At 47.0% G+C, this 18,953-nt stretch carries 20 protein-coding genes; 5 read left to right on the forward strand and 15 right to left on the reverse strand.

Features of this window, described 5'->3' with window-relative positions:
- Positions 1 to 4 precede the first annotated feature (4 nt).
- Entirely contained in the window at positions 5 to 1,336 is a 1,332-nt protein-coding gene (locus PV02_RS04490) for an NfeD family protein (protein WP_256622196.1), read from the forward strand.
- Position 1,337: 1 nt separating this feature from the next.
- Here PV02_RS04490 and PV02_RS04495 read toward each other — a convergent pair whose 3' ends face one another.
- From PV02_RS04495 to PV02_RS04535, 9 genes are all read right to left on the reverse strand, one after another.
- Positions 1,338 to 2,660, reverse strand: coding sequence for an AIR synthase-related protein (locus PV02_RS04495; protein ID WP_256622197.1), 1,323 nt, complete (start codon positions 2,658 to 2,660; stop codon positions 1,338 to 1,340).
- Between the two features lie 12 nt (positions 2,661 to 2,672).
- A complete protein-coding gene (gene hisH, locus PV02_RS04500) occupies positions 2,673 to 3,281 on the reverse strand; it encodes an imidazole glycerol phosphate synthase subunit HisH (protein WP_256622198.1) in 609 nt (202 codons plus the stop codon).
- A 146-nt stretch (positions 3,282 to 3,427) separates the two neighbouring features.
- On the reverse strand, positions 3,428 to 3,688 hold the full coding sequence (locus PV02_RS04505; protein ID WP_256622199.1) for a hypothetical protein: 261 nt from the start codon (positions 3,686 to 3,688) through the stop codon (positions 3,428 to 3,430).
- Positions 3,689 to 3,736: 48 nt separating this feature from the next.
- Positions 3,737 to 5,032 (reverse strand): UDP-glucose dehydrogenase family protein, encoded by a 1,296-nt coding sequence (locus PV02_RS04510; protein ID WP_256622200.1) that lies wholly within the window; start codon positions 5,030 to 5,032, stop codon positions 3,737 to 3,739.
- A 62-nt stretch (positions 5,033 to 5,094) separates the two neighbouring features.
- A complete protein-coding gene (locus tag PV02_RS04515) occupies positions 5,095 to 6,495 on the reverse strand; it encodes a radical SAM protein (RefSeq protein ID WP_256622201.1) in 1,401 nt (466 codons plus the stop codon).
- A gap of 47 nt (positions 6,496 to 6,542) precedes the next feature.
- Positions 6,543 to 7,532 carry a sigma-70 region 4 domain-containing protein gene (locus PV02_RS04520; RefSeq protein WP_256622202.1) on the reverse strand — a complete coding sequence of 330 codons (990 nt, stop codon included), beginning with the start codon at positions 7,530 to 7,532 and terminating at the stop codon, positions 6,543 to 6,545.
- The gene (locus PV02_RS04525) at positions 7,525 to 8,991 is read right to left on the reverse strand and encodes a DEAD/DEAH box helicase (RefSeq protein WP_256622203.1); all 1,467 of its coding nucleotides are present in this window, start codon (positions 8,989 to 8,991) and stop codon (positions 7,525 to 7,527) included. The genes PV02_RS04520 and PV02_RS04525 overlap by 8 nt, the downstream gene beginning before the upstream one ends.
- A complete protein-coding gene (locus PV02_RS04530) occupies positions 8,984 to 9,400 on the reverse strand; it encodes a hypothetical protein (protein WP_256622204.1) in 417 nt (138 codons plus the stop codon). The genes PV02_RS04525 and PV02_RS04530 overlap by 8 nt, the downstream gene beginning before the upstream one ends.
- Positions 9,400 to 10,437 (reverse strand): ParB/Srx family N-terminal domain-containing protein, encoded by a 1,038-nt coding sequence (locus tag PV02_RS04535; RefSeq protein ID WP_256622205.1) that lies wholly within the window; start codon positions 10,435 to 10,437, stop codon positions 9,400 to 9,402. The genes PV02_RS04530 and PV02_RS04535 overlap by 1 nt, the downstream gene beginning before the upstream one ends.
- 289 nt (positions 10,438 to 10,726) lie before the next feature.
- Between PV02_RS04535 and PV02_RS04540 the strand changes: the two genes are divergently transcribed.
- The gene (locus PV02_RS04540; protein ID WP_256622206.1) at positions 10,727 to 11,284 is read left to right on the forward strand and encodes a class I SAM-dependent methyltransferase; all 558 of its coding nucleotides are present in this window, start codon (positions 10,727 to 10,729) and stop codon (positions 11,282 to 11,284) included.
- Between the two features lie 55 nt (positions 11,285 to 11,339).
- On the opposite strand, the gene PV02_RS13265 is transcribed toward PV02_RS04540, so the two are convergent.
- The 4 genes from PV02_RS13265 to PV02_RS04555 form a co-directional block, all read right to left on the reverse strand.
- Positions 11,340 to 11,507 carry a type II toxin-antitoxin system HicA family toxin gene (locus tag PV02_RS13265; RefSeq protein ID WP_342765626.1) on the reverse strand — a complete coding sequence of 56 codons (168 nt, stop codon included), beginning with the start codon at positions 11,505 to 11,507 and terminating at the stop codon, positions 11,340 to 11,342.
- A 42-nt stretch (positions 11,508 to 11,549) separates the two neighbouring features.
- Positions 11,550 to 11,756, reverse strand: a complete 207-nt coding sequence (locus PV02_RS04545) for a type II toxin-antitoxin system HicB family antitoxin (RefSeq protein ID WP_256622207.1) — start codon at positions 11,754 to 11,756, stop codon at positions 11,550 to 11,552.
- Positions 11,757 to 11,872: 116 nt separating this feature from the next.
- Positions 11,873 to 12,268, reverse strand: coding sequence for a VOC family protein (locus PV02_RS04550; RefSeq protein ID WP_256622208.1), 396 nt, complete (start codon positions 12,266 to 12,268; stop codon positions 11,873 to 11,875).
- A gap of 379 nt (positions 12,269 to 12,647) precedes the next feature.
- Positions 12,648 to 13,547, reverse strand: a complete 900-nt coding sequence (locus PV02_RS04555; RefSeq protein WP_256622209.1) for a Fic family protein — start codon at positions 13,545 to 13,547, stop codon at positions 12,648 to 12,650.
- A 126-nt stretch (positions 13,548 to 13,673) separates the two neighbouring features.
- Between PV02_RS04555 and PV02_RS04560 the strand changes: the two genes are divergently transcribed.
- Complete coding sequence (locus PV02_RS04560) at positions 13,674 to 14,228, forward strand: DUF3795 domain-containing protein (RefSeq protein ID WP_256622210.1); 555 nt, start codon at positions 13,674 to 13,676, stop codon at positions 14,226 to 14,228.
- Positions 14,229 to 14,306: 78 nt separating this feature from the next.
- Here the strand turns inward: PV02_RS04560 and PV02_RS04565 are convergent, their stop codons facing one another.
- Positions 14,307 to 16,157 (reverse strand): PINc/VapC family ATPase, encoded by a 1,851-nt coding sequence (locus PV02_RS04565; RefSeq protein WP_256622211.1) that lies wholly within the window; start codon positions 16,155 to 16,157, stop codon positions 14,307 to 14,309.
- 94 nt (positions 16,158 to 16,251) lie between these two features.
- The gene (gene hisI / locus PV02_RS04570; protein ID WP_256622212.1) at positions 16,252 to 16,614 is read right to left on the reverse strand and encodes a phosphoribosyl-AMP cyclohydrolase; all 363 of its coding nucleotides are present in this window, start codon (positions 16,612 to 16,614) and stop codon (positions 16,252 to 16,254) included.
- Between the two features lie 162 nt (positions 16,615 to 16,776).
- On the opposite strand from hisI, the gene PV02_RS04575 reads away from it, so the two are divergent.
- Complete coding sequence (locus PV02_RS04575) at positions 16,777 to 17,541, forward strand: RAD55 family ATPase (protein ID WP_256622213.1); 765 nt, start codon at positions 16,777 to 16,779, stop codon at positions 17,539 to 17,541.
- 98 nt (positions 17,542 to 17,639) lie between these two features.
- Positions 17,640 to 18,881: a hypothetical protein gene (locus PV02_RS04580; protein ID WP_256622214.1), complete on the forward strand. Its 1,242-nt coding sequence runs from the start codon at positions 17,640 to 17,642 to the stop codon at positions 18,879 to 18,881.
- Positions 18,882 to 18,953 lie beyond the last annotated feature (72 nt).

Raw genomic sequence — 18,953 nt, forward strand, 5'->3', positions numbered from 1 at the left:
GACCATGAATTTCCAAAACAGGCTTCCTGTAAGCCTTCTTTTTCTTTTTATCCTGAGTGCGGTCCTTATCTCCCCGGCAATGTCCCAGGAAAGCGGGAGCGTGCTGGTGCTTGAGATATCGGGAGCCATAACCCCGGTCACGGATGACATAGTCGCTGACGCTATATCGATAGCAGAGGCTGAAGGCCACCAGGCGCTTATCATCACCCTCAACACGCCGGGCGGGGGACTGGATGAAACGCTCAGGATAACCGAGATGATACCGCAGACAAGCGTGCCTGTGATAGGATATGTATACCCTGAAGGTACACAGGCCTGGTCGGCAGGAACCCTCATACTTATAAGCACTGATGTCGCCGCAATGGCCCCTTTTACAGTAATAGGCTCGGCCCAGCCTGTAAGCATGACTCCCAGCGGCTCGGAACCTGTCACTGATACCAAGATAGTCAACGCTCTTGTGGAAAGGGCGACCGAGAATGCCAGGATGCACGGCAGGAACGAGACCGCAGCCAGGGAGTTCATCACCGAGAACCTCAACCTCAATGCCCAAACAGCTCTTGATTATGAGGTGATAGAGTACGTTGCACCATCCATGGAGGACCTGCTTGTGCAGGTGAACGGACTGGATGTGAAGGGCAGTACTCTCCAGACCGCCGGTTCTGATATTGTTTACTACGAGGCCCCTATCAGGCTCGCTTTTATGAACATCATATCAAATCCCGTTGTATCTTCCCTGCTGCTGCTGCTCGGAGTCTATGCTGTTATCTTCGGGATATCAAACCCCGGCTTCGGTGCAGAGATATTCGGGGTCGTTGCCATTGTAATGGCACTGATAGGCACAGGCTTTGACGTGAACATAGGCGCAGTCTTCCTGATACTGGTAGGCGTGGCTCTCCTTGCCCTGGAACTGCAGTCGCCGGGCATAGGGGTCTTTGGCATAGCAGGAATGGTATGCATAGTGGCAGGGAGCATACTGCTTGCTCCGACCGAATTCCCGCGTAACTATTCACCTGCGGAGTTCCAGAGGACAGTTGTTGTCACGGTGGTGGTCCCCACAATACTCGTGGGCCTGTTCCTGCTGTTCGCAATGTACAAGGTACTTGAGGTAAGGAAGCGCAAGCCGCAGTTCGGCGGGCTGCTGGGGGAGACCGCAGTCGTCCATAAGCCTATATCCCCGGAACAGGCGGGCTACGTTATCCACAGGGGAGAATACTGGAAGGCGCGCTCCCCGGAGGCGCTGGAAAAAGGTGAAAAGGTCGTCATCCTGGAAAAGGATGGCGTGATGCTGACGGTGGAAAGACTGAGAAGTGAGGCCGGGCAAGCCGGAAAGGAGTAGCTTAGCTGCCCCTTACCTTCTCTACTATTCTTTTTTTCTTTGAGACGGCCTCGCTTGCAGCCCTGTCAACCGCCTTCTGCATTTCCTCAAAGTTGCGTGGCTGCTCTTCTCCAATCATCTTCTTGATAGGCGTGTATGCGGACTCCCTGAAGCGCGGGGTGAAATCCCTCATCTCGCCGTCGATCATTATCATGGCACCGCCGCCCTGCTCGACCCTGCCGATGATCCCGATCTGCACTCCTGCAGACCTTACGGTCTCCATGATATCCTCAGCCACCTCATGCGGGGCAATGATAAGCAGGGCGTCCAGTGACACTCCGAGATAGTCTATCTGCAGGGACTCCAGCATCCTGAGCACGACCGGATTCACGAGTTTCCTCATCTCTTTTTCTTCAAAGACAAGCCTGACCCCGGCAGTTCTTGATATCTCCTTTGCGTCCCCGCGTATGCCGCCGTTTGTCACGTCCGTCATGGCGTGTATATGCTTCACCAGGCCCGAGTCAAGCAGCTTCTCACAGGCTTCGAGGAACTTGATATTGATGGTCTCGTCCACGACCTCATGCATGCCGTAATATAGCGCGGCTGTGGATATTGTGCCGCCACCTGCTCCTTCTGTCATGAGTATGACGTCCCCCACCTGTGTCTGCTGCCTTGCTGTCAGGTCGGATGAGACTCCCACCGCGCCGACGCCGCCTGTCATGCGCTCCCCGATGACCATGTCGCCACCGATCCTCAGGGTGCTGCCTGTAATAAGGGGTATGCCCGAGAGTTCGGCAACAGCGGTTATGCCTGCAATGTGGTCGAATATCTTCGCAACGTCGCCGTCATCAGCCACATGGATATCCGAGAGCATTGCCACAGGCCGGGCTCCCATGACATAGACGTCCCTCAGGGCTGCGCGGGCTACATGGAAGCCTGCAAGGAAGGGAAAATCGCTGAGCCTTGAGTGTATGCCGTCGATGGTGACTATGACATACTCGCCGGCATCCTTCGCCCTGACAACGCCCGAATCATCCAGATGGGTGGTGTCCACCACCGCACCGGTCTTGCCGATGACCTCGGCTATCTTCTCGTGGGTGTAGAAATCGCCGATACCCCTTGAGCCGACACCGAACTCTCCCATCGTCACGCCTGAGATGGTGGGCTCCAGTGCATCCCCTTTTACATGAAGGGTAGCCTTTGCCTCGACAATGGCGGCTTTCGCCAGTTTGCGGGCGTGCTCAGAGTTTGTTCTTTTCACTTCCAGTATCCTGGACGTGAGCTTGTCCTCCAGGTCGGGATCACTGTTCATGAGCCCTCTTTTTGCGTAGCCTTCGATATCCATGTAAGCCTCAGATCAGCACATATTGACAAAATTCCTGAGCATTCTCAGTCCCATATCCCCGCTCTTCTCGGGATGGAACTGCGTGCCTATGACGTTGCCTGCGTCATTGATAACAGACGCGGCGAACTTAGTACCATACTCACTGGACGCAAGCGTGTTGCCGGCGGCAGTGTCCACATAGTAGGAGTGCACGAAATACACATAGGTGTTGTCCGGTATGCCCTCAAAGAAGGGGTGCTTCCGGCTTATCCCGATGGAGTTCCAGCCCATGTGGGGCACTTTCAGTTCCGTGTGGGGAAAGCGCAGGACGCTGCCTTTTATGAGGTCAAGTCCCTGCGTGTGCCCCCCTTCCTCGGACTCGCTCATGAGTATCTGCTGTCCCAGGCAGATGCCAAGCATGGGCTTCCCGGAAGATACATAGCTGCTGATCGTGTCAAGTAAAGCCTGGATGTTCCTCATGGCATCCCTGAAGGCTCCGACCCCCGGCAGGATCACACCGTCAGCGTCCAGTATCGCCGCAGGATCGCTGGATATGATGACATCGGCGCCGGCATGCTCCAGTCCCTTGCGGACGCTCCTGAGGTTGCCGAGCCCGTAATCGATGATAACTATCTTTTTCATGTGTGATTTAAAGCAGGGTTTTGGTACATGAATGTGACGATTATTTATTATCCGGAGCTCCTTATAAAAATCAGGGACAAATCAATGAATCTATGAGAGGCTGTCCTTCTTTCCACCAGGAACAGGTTTTTGTTACGATTCCTTGATCACTCAGATAATTGGAGGGTAATATTCTCATTAGTGACATTGTGGACGTAGAACTTCTGCCTGTCGATCATGATGTATGTGGCCTTCCCGGGGAAGAACAGGTTGAGGCCGTGCCCCTGATATCCTTTTGACAGGAGAAGTCCGATGGAGAATGTGTTCTCCCCGGATATCCCGCAGTAGATGATGTCCACGGTGCCATTCCAAAAGCTGCTCTTGATCGTTTTCCTTTCTCCTGTGTTGATGGTGAACCTTTCGGCCATGCTCATGCCTCCGTGAGATGTGTGAGTACGCTTCCCGCCTTTCCCTTCTCACCAGCAGATGCCTTCGTAATCGATCCTTGCGGTGAGTTTCTCCGGCTTCAGGAGATGGCGGCCGTCGATGACTATCTTTTCTTTCATGCCCTCGAACTCACGGTCCAGTTTACCGAACTCTTCCCACTCTGTCATTACCAGGCATCCGTCGGCCCCTGACAGGGCCTCGGATGAGGTGCTGCAATAAGTGATATTGCCGAAGATCCTCTTCATGTTCCCGGCGGCCATGGGGTCGTAGGCTGTAACAATGGCTTCGAGGCGCAGGAGTTCGGCTATCACGGGGATGGAGCGTGACTCCCGGATGTCGTCGGTGTCGTTCTTGAAGGCCAGCCCCAGGACGGCTATCCTTTTGCCGTTGATGTGCCCGAGCTTGCGCTGGAGCAGCTCCACCATCCTGAGGGGCTGGCGCTCGTTCACGGCTACCACGGAGTCAAGGAGCTGAGGCTCGTAGCCCATCCCCTTTGCCTTGCCGATGAGCGCCCGCACATCCTTGGGGAAGCAGGACCCCCCGAAGCCGGCGCCGCAGTTGAGGAACCTGCGCTCGATCCTGAAGTCTGTGCCCACGGCGTCCATGACCTCGTAGGTGTCGATGCCAAGCTGCTTGCAGATGTTGCCCACCTCGTTTGCAAAGGAGATCTTGGTGGCAAGGAAGGAGTTGTTGACGTACTTGATCATCTCCGCTGTCCTCGGGTTGGTGCGCGTGACCGTACAGTCCAGTCCCCTGTAAAGCTCCGCCACGGCAAAGCCCGACCTCTCGTCGATGGCTCCCACCACTATCTTGTCCGGGTGCATGAAATCGTACACTGCCTTGCCTTCTCTCAAAAACTCCGGGTTCATGGCCACGCCGAAGTCCCTGCCGGCCTTCTTCCCGGAGAACTCCTCGACTATCGGCAGCACCACCTTCTCGGTGGTCTCCGGCACCACGGTGCTCTTGACCACGACCACATGATACCCTTCCTTCTTTCCGATTGCCGCTCCCAGGCTGGCGCTGGCCGCCTTAACTATGGAAAGGTCGATGCCCCCGTCCTCTCCCGACGGCGTCCCCACACATATGAAGGACAGGTCCGAGTTCGCCACTGCATATTCATAGTCCGATGTGGCGATGAGAGTCTTCTGCGAGTGCTTCTGCAGCAGCCCGTCCAGCCCCTCCTCCCAAATGGGCGCCTTGCCTGCATTTATCATTTTCACTTTCTCTTCATCCACATCTATACAGATGACTTCGTGGCCGAGCTCTGCAAAGCAGGCGGCAGAGACCGAGCCAACGTAACCGGAACCTATTATTGAGACTTTCATGTGTGGGATTCTCCTGTGTGAGGATTGTTGTTCTATATTAGGATGGCTAGTTTAAATCAGTTTTAGTTCTCAAGACATACTATTTGTTCTTCCTTCACTGGAGTTTGTTCTACAAATTCATTCCATATGTCTCTCATTTCCTGATCAGCATCAAGTAACTCAGCTAAGTTCTTTGGTGGTTCCACTGGCTTAACTGACCATTTATCTCTATTTTGGGGGTGCGTAACTTTAGAAGGAATCCACAAGTCAGGCAAAAATTTTGCAGCTCTTCCAAAACTCACTAGTTTCAATCTGTTATAATGCTCTTTTGTAAAGTGCTTTTTATGTTCCAGCAATTTGCTATGAAACGCTAAGTTCTGCCTACTGCAAATGTTCTGTCGTCTGACATTCTGCCTGAACTGTTTTATTTCGGCATCTGTCCAGTTTGGATTGATATAGTAATCATTGCCATGATTCTGATCTTTTAGAGGCTTATAATGATCATGCAACTGCTCTAAAGGTCTATTTCTGCAGTCTGAAATCTGCACCTTCCATTCCCAACACTTGATTCTTTTCTGTTCCATCTCTTCAAAATCTAATTTCCAGTTGTAGATCATGAATACCGTAATGTTTTTCGGATTATACCCAGAATCGACCAAAATTCTGATTTGTTTTTCTATTTCTGGCCACTGATCGTATCCCCAATCCCATGCAATTCTTGGATATCTAAACCCCGCTTTCTTAAGCAATGGAACTAAGTGTGGCTTTTGCAAGAGTACTCTTCCATCAAAGCCGCTTTGCGATTCACACCAGCCTATTTTCCTTTCTTTTCTGAGGATGGCTAACTCTTTCAATATGCTTTCTATAAAAGGATTATAAAATAGATTGTTATCGTAGAATACTAAGTTTTTAAGCCCCATCTGAAGCCCAGACTCAATTGTAGACGTGATTTCTTTTTTACCTTTAAACTCAGGTTCAATTTTCCAAGTCCCACAAAATGAACATTTTCGGAAGCATCCACGCGATGAATGGATAATTTGGTAATCTACATGATTATCGCTATTTTTCACAATGTCATACGCTGGGAAAAAGTTTTCTACCTCTTCCTGAACACCTTTTACAGGGGTTACATGATATTTTTTACACTTATATCTGAAATCTTGGTTCTCAAAGTGAAGACTTGCATATATACCACCAACTCTAATTTCAGTTACATCAGGGTCAGGAAAGTGTTCTCTATAGAATTTTACGGCATCCCATACATAATCTGACCAATAAGTAAAAAGGCTTGTAATTTCTATCAAAGAAGGAGTTATAAATTTATCTGATAACTTTTTCCCTCTAATTAAGTCTACTTCAAAATTTTGATTTCTATAATAAGAAGCAAGTTTCAATAGACCTATAGGTAGAAAATTTTTATGATTCTTGCTTTTAGTAGGTATGGGAAAATCGGGCTCTACTAGGAGTATGTTTTTCTGATACATGTTGGGTGTGTTTTTGTAGTAAATACGATTTTACATTTTAGTATCTATCAAAAATCTAATTCTATATTTCGACATAGATTCTTCAGGTGCTTTGCCAAGTTTTTGATTTTATGTTTTTTGTGATTATCTTCCTCTACTTCTAACCTGATTTGCTCTGGGCTTGCATCCCTTAATAAATTGGCAACTTCATCAATTTTCCTGTAAAATGTATCGTCAATTGAAGGATTTCTTGATTTTGCTATTCCTAAAGCAATGTCAAAATCCTCACCGCTTTTTTCAAATTTGGCCCTTGCTTTTTTGTCACTATATATTATGTGTACTTTTCTCATGGCTTGCGCATCAGGAATTCTATCTTCTTGGATCATTAGAGAAATTTTCTTCTTTATATCAGGTTCACTTTTCTTAATGCTGCTTAAGTTTTGATTTTTTTCCAATTCCAAGTAATAACTGAATTTCTTAATGTCAGGTACTCCTTCGGATTTCATAAACTCATATGCACTGATATGCTTTTTAACATCATTTTTGCTTATGTTTGTTAGTTCTGCAATCTCTTCAAATGAATATCCATCTTTTTCTTTCATTCGAAACATATAGGCAGCTTTCTCAAATGGATCCCAATTTTTCTTCCCTTTTATATGTTGTTGGCACAAAAGAGTATTGATCTCTTTATCATTCAAATCTGATTTAATTACTTTGCAACGTATTTTCTGCCATTTTGTAACTTCTGGTTCATTTTTGCTCAAGTAACGATATGCACATAGTCTACAATTTCCTTCCAATACCTGTTGATTATAAACTATTATCTCTTCTTGTAGACCTCCATTTTTCTTAATATCTTGATACAGATCGTGCGTTATATATTCTAAATTTTCCCACATTGCTTTTTGTATTTCCTCTTGTGAAGCATTTCCATACTGCTCTAATAATGAATTAATCCTTGGATTTTGAGGATAATATTCAAGATCTGAAATTTTAACTGATTCGATCTCAAAAACAATGTTTCTTCCGGCTACTGTCAAATAACTGTCTTCAACCACCGTTATTCACCTCTTTTTTCGCAGCTCCTAAAATATATAATAGTTCTGTTTTAGTAAAGTATTCTTTCCCATTAGATAAGTCTTTTGTGTCTCCCTGAAGAAATTGGGCAATCTTTTGTTTTTTATACAGAATTTCATCTATATATTCATCGATTGTATCTTTGGCAAGAAGCTTTATTATCTTGCAAGCTTTTACCTGTGATATCCTATGAATCCTATCCTGAGATTGCAAATAATCAACTAAGTTAAAATTTCTATCTAAATAAATAGCATTATTTGCAGCCGTAAGCGTTAATCCTTCTTTAGCTGCAGCTGGATTCGCTACAAGCACACGGTATTGGAAGTTATTCTGAAACAATGATACAATTCGGCTTCTTTCATCAAGAGGTACTTCTCCATAAATCATTAAAGATCCATATTTTCGATATCTATCCCTCAAACTGTTGATGTTGCCGTTAAAACTGCTCCAGATGATAACTTTTTCATCAGAAGCAATAATTTTCTCTACCATTTTATCAATATGGGTAAACTTTGAAGGTGTGCCAGAAAATGTTGGTACAACAAGTTTCGGATTGCTTGATATTTGCGTCAAACGCAATAGTTTCTTAAGTATGTTTGAAGACTCATCGATTAATGTGTCCCCATTTAAGCTAGATATTTCAAGTATTAACTCATCTCTTAGTTTGATATATACTTGTGATTCTTCAGCACTTAAATTTACATATACATTTTCATATATTTTTTCAGGCAACTCTAGTACTTTTGATTTCAATCTTCTTATCGAAACATGTTCAATTATATCTGACAAATGTTTTAACTGATCTCTGACTGTTTCTAAACTACCGCTATCATTTAATTTCACTTCATATTTTCTTTTAAAGGTGATGTAGTCATCTTGCAATAAGTTCGGATTGAGGAAATAAAACTGTGGCCAAATGTCCATAGGTTTGTTTGCAATTGGAGTTCCAGATATGATAATTCTTTTTTTTGCATAGTCTTTGAGGTCAAGAACTGCATCTGTTATTTTTGCGTCAGGGTTTTTTATTTTTTGCGATTCATCCAAGATCATTGCCAATCGCCGGATTTTCATAAAATCCTTCAGTCTCTGCTTTTCTGAAAAAAGAGCCTCATAGTTTATTATATAAAAATGAGAATACGTCATAAACTTAAACCCTAAATCCTTAGAGGTTCCCTTCAAAATAATAGGTTTTAAGTAAGTATGTTTTAAAATTTCATCTTCCCACATGGGGATTAAATATTTTTTGCATACAATTATTGCTCCGTCTATAAATTCATTATTAATGTCCTCTAACAGCGAATCAATCACTATCTTAGTTTTTCCAAGTCCTTGTTCGTCAAACAAAGGTACATACTCTTTTCCAATCATAAATTGGATAGCTTCTAATTGGTGAGGAAATGGCTTTGTTTTAGGAGACAAGTTAAATACAAATTTAGACATTTGACAATAGAGCCTCCGGAACAAACAAATATTGTATGTTTTTATTTGAGCTCAAGTTCAAGTTTTCAATAACTTTGAACAATACTTTTTTTGAAGACAGAGGAGCACCTATGATCAAGTTGACTTCTTTATATACATGATCTCCTATCAAGGCAAAATCTATAAACTCTTCTTTTGTACGCGTTGAACGTAGGTCACTGCTTGTTTTTGCTTCCCCGATACATAACTTAGACATATCCCGCGTAATCCCAATTACATCTGGCCGATGTCTTAATACCTTAAAGGGTATGTTCACAGGTATTTTTTCAAGAGTGGTATAATCACCATCAAAAGCCACAATTTCATACCCCTCATGTATCATTTTTTTTACAATCAATGATAATATGCGTTGATGGGTATGTGATGCCATTATGTATTTTCCTCCATTAGATAGCGATCTACAAACCTGTTCACTTCGTCTCTCAGTTTCAGAATTAGTTCCTTTTTAGATTGTTGTTGTCCCTCTCTCATCTCACTAATTTGGTAACTCGGTATATTTTTTATATCTTCTATTACATTCTCTATATTTTGGTATAAGGGATCTACTAAGCAAGGCTTTATAGTGCCTAGTATTTCTTTTGCTTCTTCAAATCCCTCTTTAATGAATATTTCTCTCACTTGATCGCTTTCTAATAAGTGATATATTTCACGAACATCTTGTGCCTTGCTGATTTTATTGTTTCCTACCCAATCGCAAAAATCCGAAGTTACTAATCCGATTTTATTCATTTGATCTTTGAGTTTGTTATTCTTTTCATACTCTACAAAGTAACTGAACTTTAAAACTTCACTTGGATCGTTCCCATATTTTGGTAAGTATTGATCTTCCATATCTCTAAATGCCTGGATAGATTGAACGATTTCTTTTTCAGTTAATTTTGTTTGATTTGCTAATTGGCTATATGTATAACCTTCTTTATTCCATAAAAAGAACAAATATCTAGCTTTTTCATATGCATCCCATGGAGTTGTTCCCCTTAAATGTGCCTCTAATCTAATAAAATTCCTTTGTTCTTCAGTTATTTTCGCAGGCAGTATTCTACATGGGATTGTTTTAAAAAAATCTTTATAAGGGTATTTTTCACGTAAATCTCTATAAATAAGTAATCTAGTGTTTCCTTCTATTACTCGATATATCTCGTGGTCTATTGGTTCAATCCATATGGGATTTACAATTCCCTCATTGACTTCTATATTTTCCTTCAGTTTCGCATAAGCATCTCTATTTTTGTTGGATAAGGCAAAAATTATTTGGTTTTGACTCAAATTTGTAAATGGTTGGGTATCTTTATGAAAGCCGATTCTTGGGTTTCCTTCATCAAAAATAATTTGATCAATCTCAATCTCACCCATTTTTATTTCAGTTGAGATCCCACCAATTTTCACTAAAATTGAATCTGAAGCCATTATTTCTAGTTCCTAAATATTATATAAGATGTTCTATCTCATCTCTCATATATAAAAGTCTTCAGGCATAATAAAATGTCTTTAATTCATTTCTTAAAATGAAAATATATCTTATAATGTATCCTTCCTTACAGGATTTTATACATAACCCTTGATAAAGATATGGTCATAAGCATTTTCAACTGATAACCAGACCCACAACCTAGTAGCAAGCACAATTTATCCCCAGACCATCACATTTCTTCTAGTAATGTATTTACTATAATGCCCCCAAAAAGAGAATTTGACAGTGTCCTCCGAAAACACCCGCGTATTCCCCGTAGAAAAATCCGGCAAGCTTGACAGCAGGTTTCGCAGATGGCTGCATAACCCGCAGAAGATACTCCGCCCCTATGTAAAGGAAGGGATGAGCGTTCTTGAAGTCGGGTGCGGGCCGGGCTTCTTTACTCTCGACATTGCACGGATGGCCGGGAAGAGCGGGCGGGTGGTGGCCGTTGATCTGCAGGAAGGCATGCTTGAGATAGTGCGGGAGAAGATCAGGGGGTCGGGGCTTGAGGGCAACATAGTGCTGCACAAATGCGAGGTGGACCGGCTGGGCGTGTCCGGGAGCTTTGACCTGGTGTTCCTGTTCTACGTGGTCCACGAGGTGCCGGACAGGAGGGCGCTCTTCAGGGAGCTGGTGGCGCTGCTCAGGGACGGCGGGCTTGTGTATGTTGAAGAGCCGCCCTTTGAAGTGTCAAAGAAGGCTTTTGAGGAAACGCTGAGAATCGCCGGCAGTGCGGGACTTGTGGTTACGGAGAGGCCGAAGCGCTTTCCTGATAAGGTGGCGGTATTGAAAAAGCCGTAGGATAAGTATCTATCTGTTTTAGATGGGTGACCATATCCTGAATCCATTGGTGTGGTCACCTTTCTGTCAAAAACTCTTCAAGTGATACATTTGCTTGCTTGAGGACATTATTCAATGTACCCTTTTTCAGAGGGTCATGCAAAGGTACGGTCACGGTGTCGTGTCCGCGTTGAAGGAGCACGTGGCTGCCCTTCTGTCTTACGACTACAAAACCAAGTTTCACCAGAATCTTGATAATCTTCTGGCCGGAGAGATTACTGGCAGTTCAGGCACTTGCGACATCAACCTTTGCAATCTCACCAAGTACCCTGGCCTGTTCCTGAGTGACCTCAAGCACGAGTTCAATAGCTTCCTTGATGTTTTCAAGCGCTTCTTCTCTGGTATCTCCTTCACTTATCGCTGCCGGAAGTTCAAGGCAACGTGCTGTGTATCCGCCCTCTTCTGCTATTTCAAGAACGATTGTGTATTCCATGCTCATTCATCAGTGGTCCTGGTATAAATTTATTTGTTGAGCAAAGCTCCTCTTAGAGTGATAGCAATTTTGAATATTCTCAAGCCGGATATTCCGATAAGCAGCCGGAGGACAGTTTATTTCTGCGGCGTCTGTTGTATCTGTATCAGGTTGCCGCAGCTATCGTCCAGGACTGCTATGATCACATGGGGCATCACTTCTGTCGGCTCCATCGTGAACTTCACGCCCCGCTCTTTCAGCTTTTCATACTCTGCGCGGACATCCTTAACACCAAAGGATGCAGCAGGGATGCCCTGCTCGAATATCCCTTTCTGATAGGCCTGAGCTACCGGATTGTTGCCGGGCTCAAGCAAAAGCTCGGTCCCGTTCTGGTCTTCAGGGGAAACGACGGTAAGCCACCTGTAATCTCCGGCAGCAACATCGTTCTTTTTCACGAAGCCAAGCTTTTCGGTGTAGAATTTCAGGGCCCTGTTCTGATCGTTTACGAATACTGAGGTTAGTATGATTCTCATAGTTATCAGTTTAGGGTTAGGTGCTTATAAATGGTCGTTTTATGAGGTGAAAAGCTGGAACCACTCTAATATATCCTCAAATAGAGATTGGCTCTGTAAAAATCCTGCAATTGCAACTCTGAGTTTTGCCGGTTGCCTTGTTTAATTAATCTTACCGAAGTCATGTATCACTTGAACAATCCCGAAGGGCCCGGCGCAGCCGGCGTTCTCCGATAAGACAAACAAAACAGATCAGAAGGCCGCCTTTAAAAATACTTATTCTGCACGACTTCGGTCTATATCGCTCTGTGGGGCTGCAGTTTGACTACGTGGGTCCATTCAATAGTTTTCAGTACGACAGCGAGGGAACGTGCCACCTTCGGCGGATTTTCCTCTTCTCTCACCTCAACCCTTTCCTGTACTGCTCCACCAGGAACTCCAGCGTATCCTCGAGCTTGTCCTCGCTGGAGTACCTCTGCAGGCAATGGTAGTACCTGCCCCTGTCCGTGAACAGTATGTTGATTGGCGGGTAGCCGTGGCGGAGCAGCACGTAGTTCAGCAGCAGCCGTCCCACCCTGCCGTTGCCGTCCTCGAAGGGGTGGATGAACTCGAACTGGTTGTGGACCAGGGCGGCCAGCACCAGGGGCTTCAGTCCCTCTGCATTGTCATTGTACCAGTGTGCAAGTTCCTCAAGTTCGTTCACGATTTCCTCCTTCGGGATACCCCGGTGCACCACCTCGCCGTAGGCGTTGCGTATCACTACCTCAACATTCCTGAAGTTGCCGGCAAATTTCTTGGAGCCTTCAAAGCACAGCCTGTGCAGCTTCCTGATAAGCTCCGGTGACAGTTTCTCGTCAGTGTTCTTTACGAACTCCACGGCCTTTGCCACGTTGAGCGCCTCGAGCTCATCAGAACTGGTGGCTTCCTCGTCATGACGGAGCAGGCCGTGAACCTCCTCCGGTGTCACCTGTGAACCCTCGATGGCGTTGGTGTTGAACACGAACTTCTCGGTGAAGACCTTCCAGTCATCCGCATCAAGGTGGACTATCTCTATCTCCCTGTCGTACTCGTTGAGCTTCTCGATCTCTTTTCTCGTGAGCGAGAACTTCAGCAGGTCGGTCCTGGCCTGTATCTGCTCCCCGATCTCCTTCTCAGCTTCGGCCCTGCGCTCCCCGATCTCCTGATCGGTCAGGTTGAGGCCCAGGTAATGCCGTATCTTCCTGGTCTTTTTTCCGACGCGGTAGGAATGGGACAGGTAATACTTGGTGTTATTTCCCTGTTTCCTTTTTTCAATATGCATATATAAATGGGTGACCACATTCTATATAGCATTTTTGTGGTCACCTGCAGATCTCAAGGCATGTGACTCTGGGCAATGGCAGCATGAATATTTAAACAAGGATGACAGGTTCTATCACAAGAGAATATGGAGATCAGATACCCTGAGATTGGAATATGCGGCCTTTCCTGCAGGCTTTGCCCGAACTATCACATGACCACGGGAAGCCGGTGCTCAGGCTGTAAAAGCGAAGGCAGGATGGCAGTAGGCTGTCCTTTCATCACCTGTGCATTAAAGAAGAAGGGAATTGAGTTCTGCTGGGATTGCGTGGAGAGCGAAACCTGTGAAAAGTGGAAAAAGCACAGGGATGCAGGGAAAAAGAACGATTCCTTCAAGTGCTATCAGAAACTTGAAGACGATATCGCCTTCATCCAAGCAAATGGTGTCGTCGAATTTGAAAAGTCTCAAATGGTAAGGGAAAGATTACTGAAGGGAATGCTGCAGCAGTTCAACGAGGGGCGTTCGAAAAGCTATTACTGTATCGCAGCCACGGTCATGGAGGTGGGGGAATTGAGCGAGGCGTTGGATAAAGCAGCGAAGGGGTCCGAAGGATTGGCCCTTAAGGAAAGGTCCAGATTGCTCCATTCCATATTGGATGATATCGCCGCCAGGAAACATTACTGTCTGAAATTGAGGAAATGACCGGCAAGGTGACCACATCCTGAATGAGATTTTGTGGTCACCTCTGGGAATCGTCCGGTCCTGGCCTGTTCCGCTCCTTCAGACTATCTTGACCCACACTGCTTCGCCTGTCTCCACGGCATCCATGACGCTGTCGGCAACATCGGAGTCCGTCCTTACCTTGATATCGCCGTGCCTGCCCACAGTTGCCGAGAACAGGAATGTCTCTCCCGCGTATACCTCCACGTCCTGGGCTGCGAGTTCCGGGACGTTCAGGATAACGTGCCTGCTGGTGTGCTCTATGATGGGGCGGTGGGGCCTGGTATCCTTTGCGACTGCCTTCTTCTCCTCCTTGCCGGAATCGAACTTGCGCACATCTATATGAATACCAAGCAGCTTCTCGATATCGTCGATGGTGCTGCCACCCTTGCCTATGATGCGGGGTACGTCCTTCTCCCTGACCTTCACAAGCGCACGGCTATCTGAGACCATCTCCACGCTCACCGGGCCGCTGGCATAGTCCTGCAGCACGGACTGCACTTCACCCTCGGCCAGCGCCCAGGCAGGCTTCCTGCCCTCCTCGCCTCCGATGGGCATCACCACGACCTGCTCGCCGTAGGTATATATCTCGAACTCGTTCTTACCGCTCTCGAAATCGGATATGAGTATGACCGGCCTTGCAAGGTCTTCCTCGGTCATGCCTGAGGGCACCTTCACAGTGAACTGCAGGGTCTGTACCTTGGCGACCTCTCCCTTGTCAATGAAAATGACCGTGTCCACGACCTGCGGGATCACACCCAGCTCCACCCTGCCGATGAGCCTCTGGATAGCATCCACGGCACGGTTTGCGTGCACCACGCCGATCATGCCCACGCCTGCCAGCCTCATGTCCGCGAAGATCTCGAAATCCCTGGTCTTGCGCACCTCATCATAGATGGTATAGTCCGGACGGACCAGCAGCAGCACATCAGCTGTGTTCTCCATGCTGCCGTCAAGGGGTGCATACTGGGTGATCTCTGGCGGCACCTGCAGGTCGCGCGGTGATTCCATGGTCTTTACCACGAAGCCCTTGTCCTTCAGGAAAGTGGCGACCCCCGCTGCAAAAGTGGATTTGCCTGCCCCGGGCGGGCCTGATATGAGTATTCCTCTCTGGGCGCGTATCCTCTCCTTGAGCATATCGCTCATGCGGTACTGGTCAAGCGACACAGATGCCACCGGGCGCACGATTGTGATCTCCACATCGTCAGAGAAAGGCGGGTTGGCGATGGCTATCCTCATATTACCGATCTGCAGCACCGAGGCTCCTGTAAAGGAGAGTTCGAAGAAGGAGTTCGGGTCCGAGCGCGCCCTGTCCATGAGCTCCCTTGATATCTCCTTGAGCTCATGGTAGGTGCAGGGCTCATCCCTTATCCGGGTATATATCACCTGTCCGATGGAGCCTTTCTTAGCCATGGGCGGCACCTTATGTTTCAGGTGCACGGACATGGTATCGGATGTGAAGAACTTATCAACAATGAGTGGTCCCAGTTCCCTGTACTCGGGTTTGACGAAACTCACATCCAACCCCTTGGCCTTTGCGACCATGGACTGGATGCGGTCCCCTGTAATGAACCTGCCTCCTATATCGCTGGCAGTGTCCCTTATAAGGGCATCTATCTCTCCGCCTCCGGCCAGCTTCACCTGGTCCAGCTTGGGCCTCTTCCCGCAGAAGAAAAGCCTGATGCTGCCCTCGGCGGCCATCTCCTGCAGCTTCTGCAGCTCCTCAAGCCCCTTGAAGCCTATCTCCAGCCCCCTGTTGGCCTGGGCCTCCAGCTCTGCCACAACTGCCTCCGGTATGCAGATATCATGATCCCTGTAATCGCCCCTCTCCACACCGGCTGAAACAATCCCGTCTATCACGGAACTTGTATCAGGCACTATCCTCTGTGCACTCTTCTTATCTTCTTTCATATAGAAGGATTATGAATTGGATTATATAACATGATTGCGACCGAATATATCCGGGAAGTCTGTCCCATGATCTTCCCGGCCTGAAAAAGAGCGCTCAGTAAACGTCCTCCGGGTCAAAGACCTTCCTGCCGGTCACTTCCCCTTCCATGTTACGATAGAAACATGACCTGTATCCCGTGTGGCATGCTCCTCCTTCCTGCTCCACCATGATAAGGACTGCGTCCATGTCACAGTCTATGAATATCTCCTTTACCTGCTGCATATGGCCTGAGCTCTCTCCTTTTTTCCAGAGCTTGCCCCTGCTCCTGCTCCAGTAGTGCACGATCCCCGTCTCCAGCGTCTTCCGGAGTGCTTCCTTGTTCATGAAAGCGCACATGAGCACTTCCTTGGTGATATGATCCTGTGCGATTGCCTGAATGAGCCTGTTCTCGTATTTTAGGTCGTCTATGTTTATCATATAGGTCACTTATATCCTGGAATAATGCAATAGTAGGAATCACTAATTGATATATACTATAAAAGCCTATTATTCCTCGTTGTAAATATAATTTCCAGAAGAAAATACAGATCACTGCTGTTTATTACTGATTAATAATACGTATTTTAAAAGGGTGAAAAAATGGATTTCAGTTTTGAAGGCAATGGTGGCTATCGTGTCCCTACAGGCATAGGGGGCCTGGACATTCAGCTGGGAGGAGGTGTGCCTACCGGGACGACAATCCTTGTGCTTGCCGAGCCGGGAGCCAATGCCGATCTCTTTGCCAGGCAGTTCGTCCAGGGAGGGCTCTTCAATGACGAAGATGTTTATTATTTCTCATCGGAACACCCGGTACAGGAGATAATTTCCGATATGCAGGACATGAAACTGGACGTCCGGAAGTACATCGACAGCGGCTCACTGGAATTGATTGATGCCTACGGTCCCCGCTTCTACAATGTCCTTCCAAAGGAGTTCACAAGTACGATCTCGGCAAAGGATTTCTTAAAAAAGGGCACGGACTCCATGAACATGCTCAAGGGCACTGTGGTGCAGAAAAGAGCCAATAAGTACCGCGGAGTGATCGACTCCATATCCTACTTCCTGCGCTCGTATCCGCTGAACAACGTAGTTGAAGCCATAGAGGTGATGTCATCAGTGGGAAAGGCAACGGGAGCCATCCAGCTGATACTGATGACCAGCGGCATGCACGATCCTATCACTGAGAACAACCTGAGGCATATATGCGACGGTGTCATAGAACTCCGGCTGAGGGAGCATGGCAGCGAGATCGAGCGTACGATCATGATAAGGAAGATGCGTGGCATGCTGGTTCCCAACAGGACAATTCCTTATGTGGTTACAGCAAGAGGAATTGAGCTTGAAACTACCACAAGAGTACTTTGAGCGAGCGCCTCCCGGACTTCCATATTTGTGATGCGCAATTGCTTATCTTTTTATTTAATGAATCCTATTTTAGTTTTTAACAACGGACGCTGATTTTCATGAAACAGGACCTAGTGAGGATTTTAAAGGACATATTCACATCGGCGGGCTATTCTGCTGTCGATTCCTACCAGCATGACCTGGTCGCCGAAAAGAACGGACAGAAGACCTATATCAAGTTCGCCAACCATTCTGATATTGCTGAAGTGAACAGCTTCATCAATATGCTTACCGACGGTGAGGGCCTGTACGTCATTACGGGCAGGGCTGATAGGGACCTTCTCCAGCACGCCCAGAACGCAGGCCTGAGGGTATGGGGCCGGGACGATGTGGCACTGCAGATAGGAAAGGCAGTACTGGCCGATATTGAAGGAAGTGCTGGTGAACTTGACCTGCTGGGCGATCCGGTGAAAAAGACCGTATCCAAGGTCGATGAGGTTGCCCAGATGGCTATAAATGCGATATTCGGAGGCGGCTCTGTAAAGGAAGAGTTCCTTGAGCCGGAAAGCTCTCTGATGGCCCGCATGTCACAGCGCAGTGAAAGGACCATGGAAAGGGCTCCTGAGAGAATGCCCGAAAGGGAGCCTGAAAGGGAACCTGAATGGATGCAGGAAAGGTTCATGCAGAGAGCACCTGAAAGAGTGAATGGGAGATATGCTGAAAGGGTGCCTGAGAGAGTCCCTGTCGAATCCCCTGCAGTCATGCAGGAGCCTCCTGCTCCGGCCCTGTCTCCTGACAGCATTGTGCTCAATCTGAGGGGAACCCCCCTTAAAGTAAGCAAGGATCACGCTATCTCTATTGCAAAGCCGCACATCCTTACCTACCAGGATGCTATCCTGAAACTCGTTCCTTTCTGGCAGTATGATTACCAGTTAAAGAGCGAGCAGAGGTACAGGTCAAAGATAGTGGACATAAGCGGTGAAGGTTCAGGCTGCCTGAACGCCCTTAACGGGCATGGTGAGGATCTTGTGCTCCATGATGTGCGAGACAGTATAGCTATTCCTGACGTGCCCTACGAGCTGAGGCAGTCCATGAGCACGAAGGATGAAGCCAGGAAGAACATGCTTGCCAGGATAATCGACGAGCACACAAAGGACCTGCGTTTTGACAATACCCAGGGTGATGCGATAATCTCCGAGCACAAGCGCTTCAAACCCTCGCTCTCTGATATCCATCTGAACATCGACCTTGTCTATGTACCGATCTGGGAGGTAAAGGGACCGCGCAATTCCGTCGAGATTAACGGCTACACTGCTGAGATCCTGCGTAATCCCGTTGATGATGATGCCGAGTTTGTGTGAGGGTGCGAAGGAAATATCCGTAAAATTGTTCGCACAGGCACGAATATTTTATATAGCAATAACCCATATATG

Origin of the sequence: Methanolobus chelungpuianus (assembly GCF_024500045.1) — an archaeon.
GTDB lineage: Archaea > Halobacteriota > Methanosarcinia > Methanosarcinales > Methanosarcinaceae > Methanolobus > Methanolobus chelungpuianus.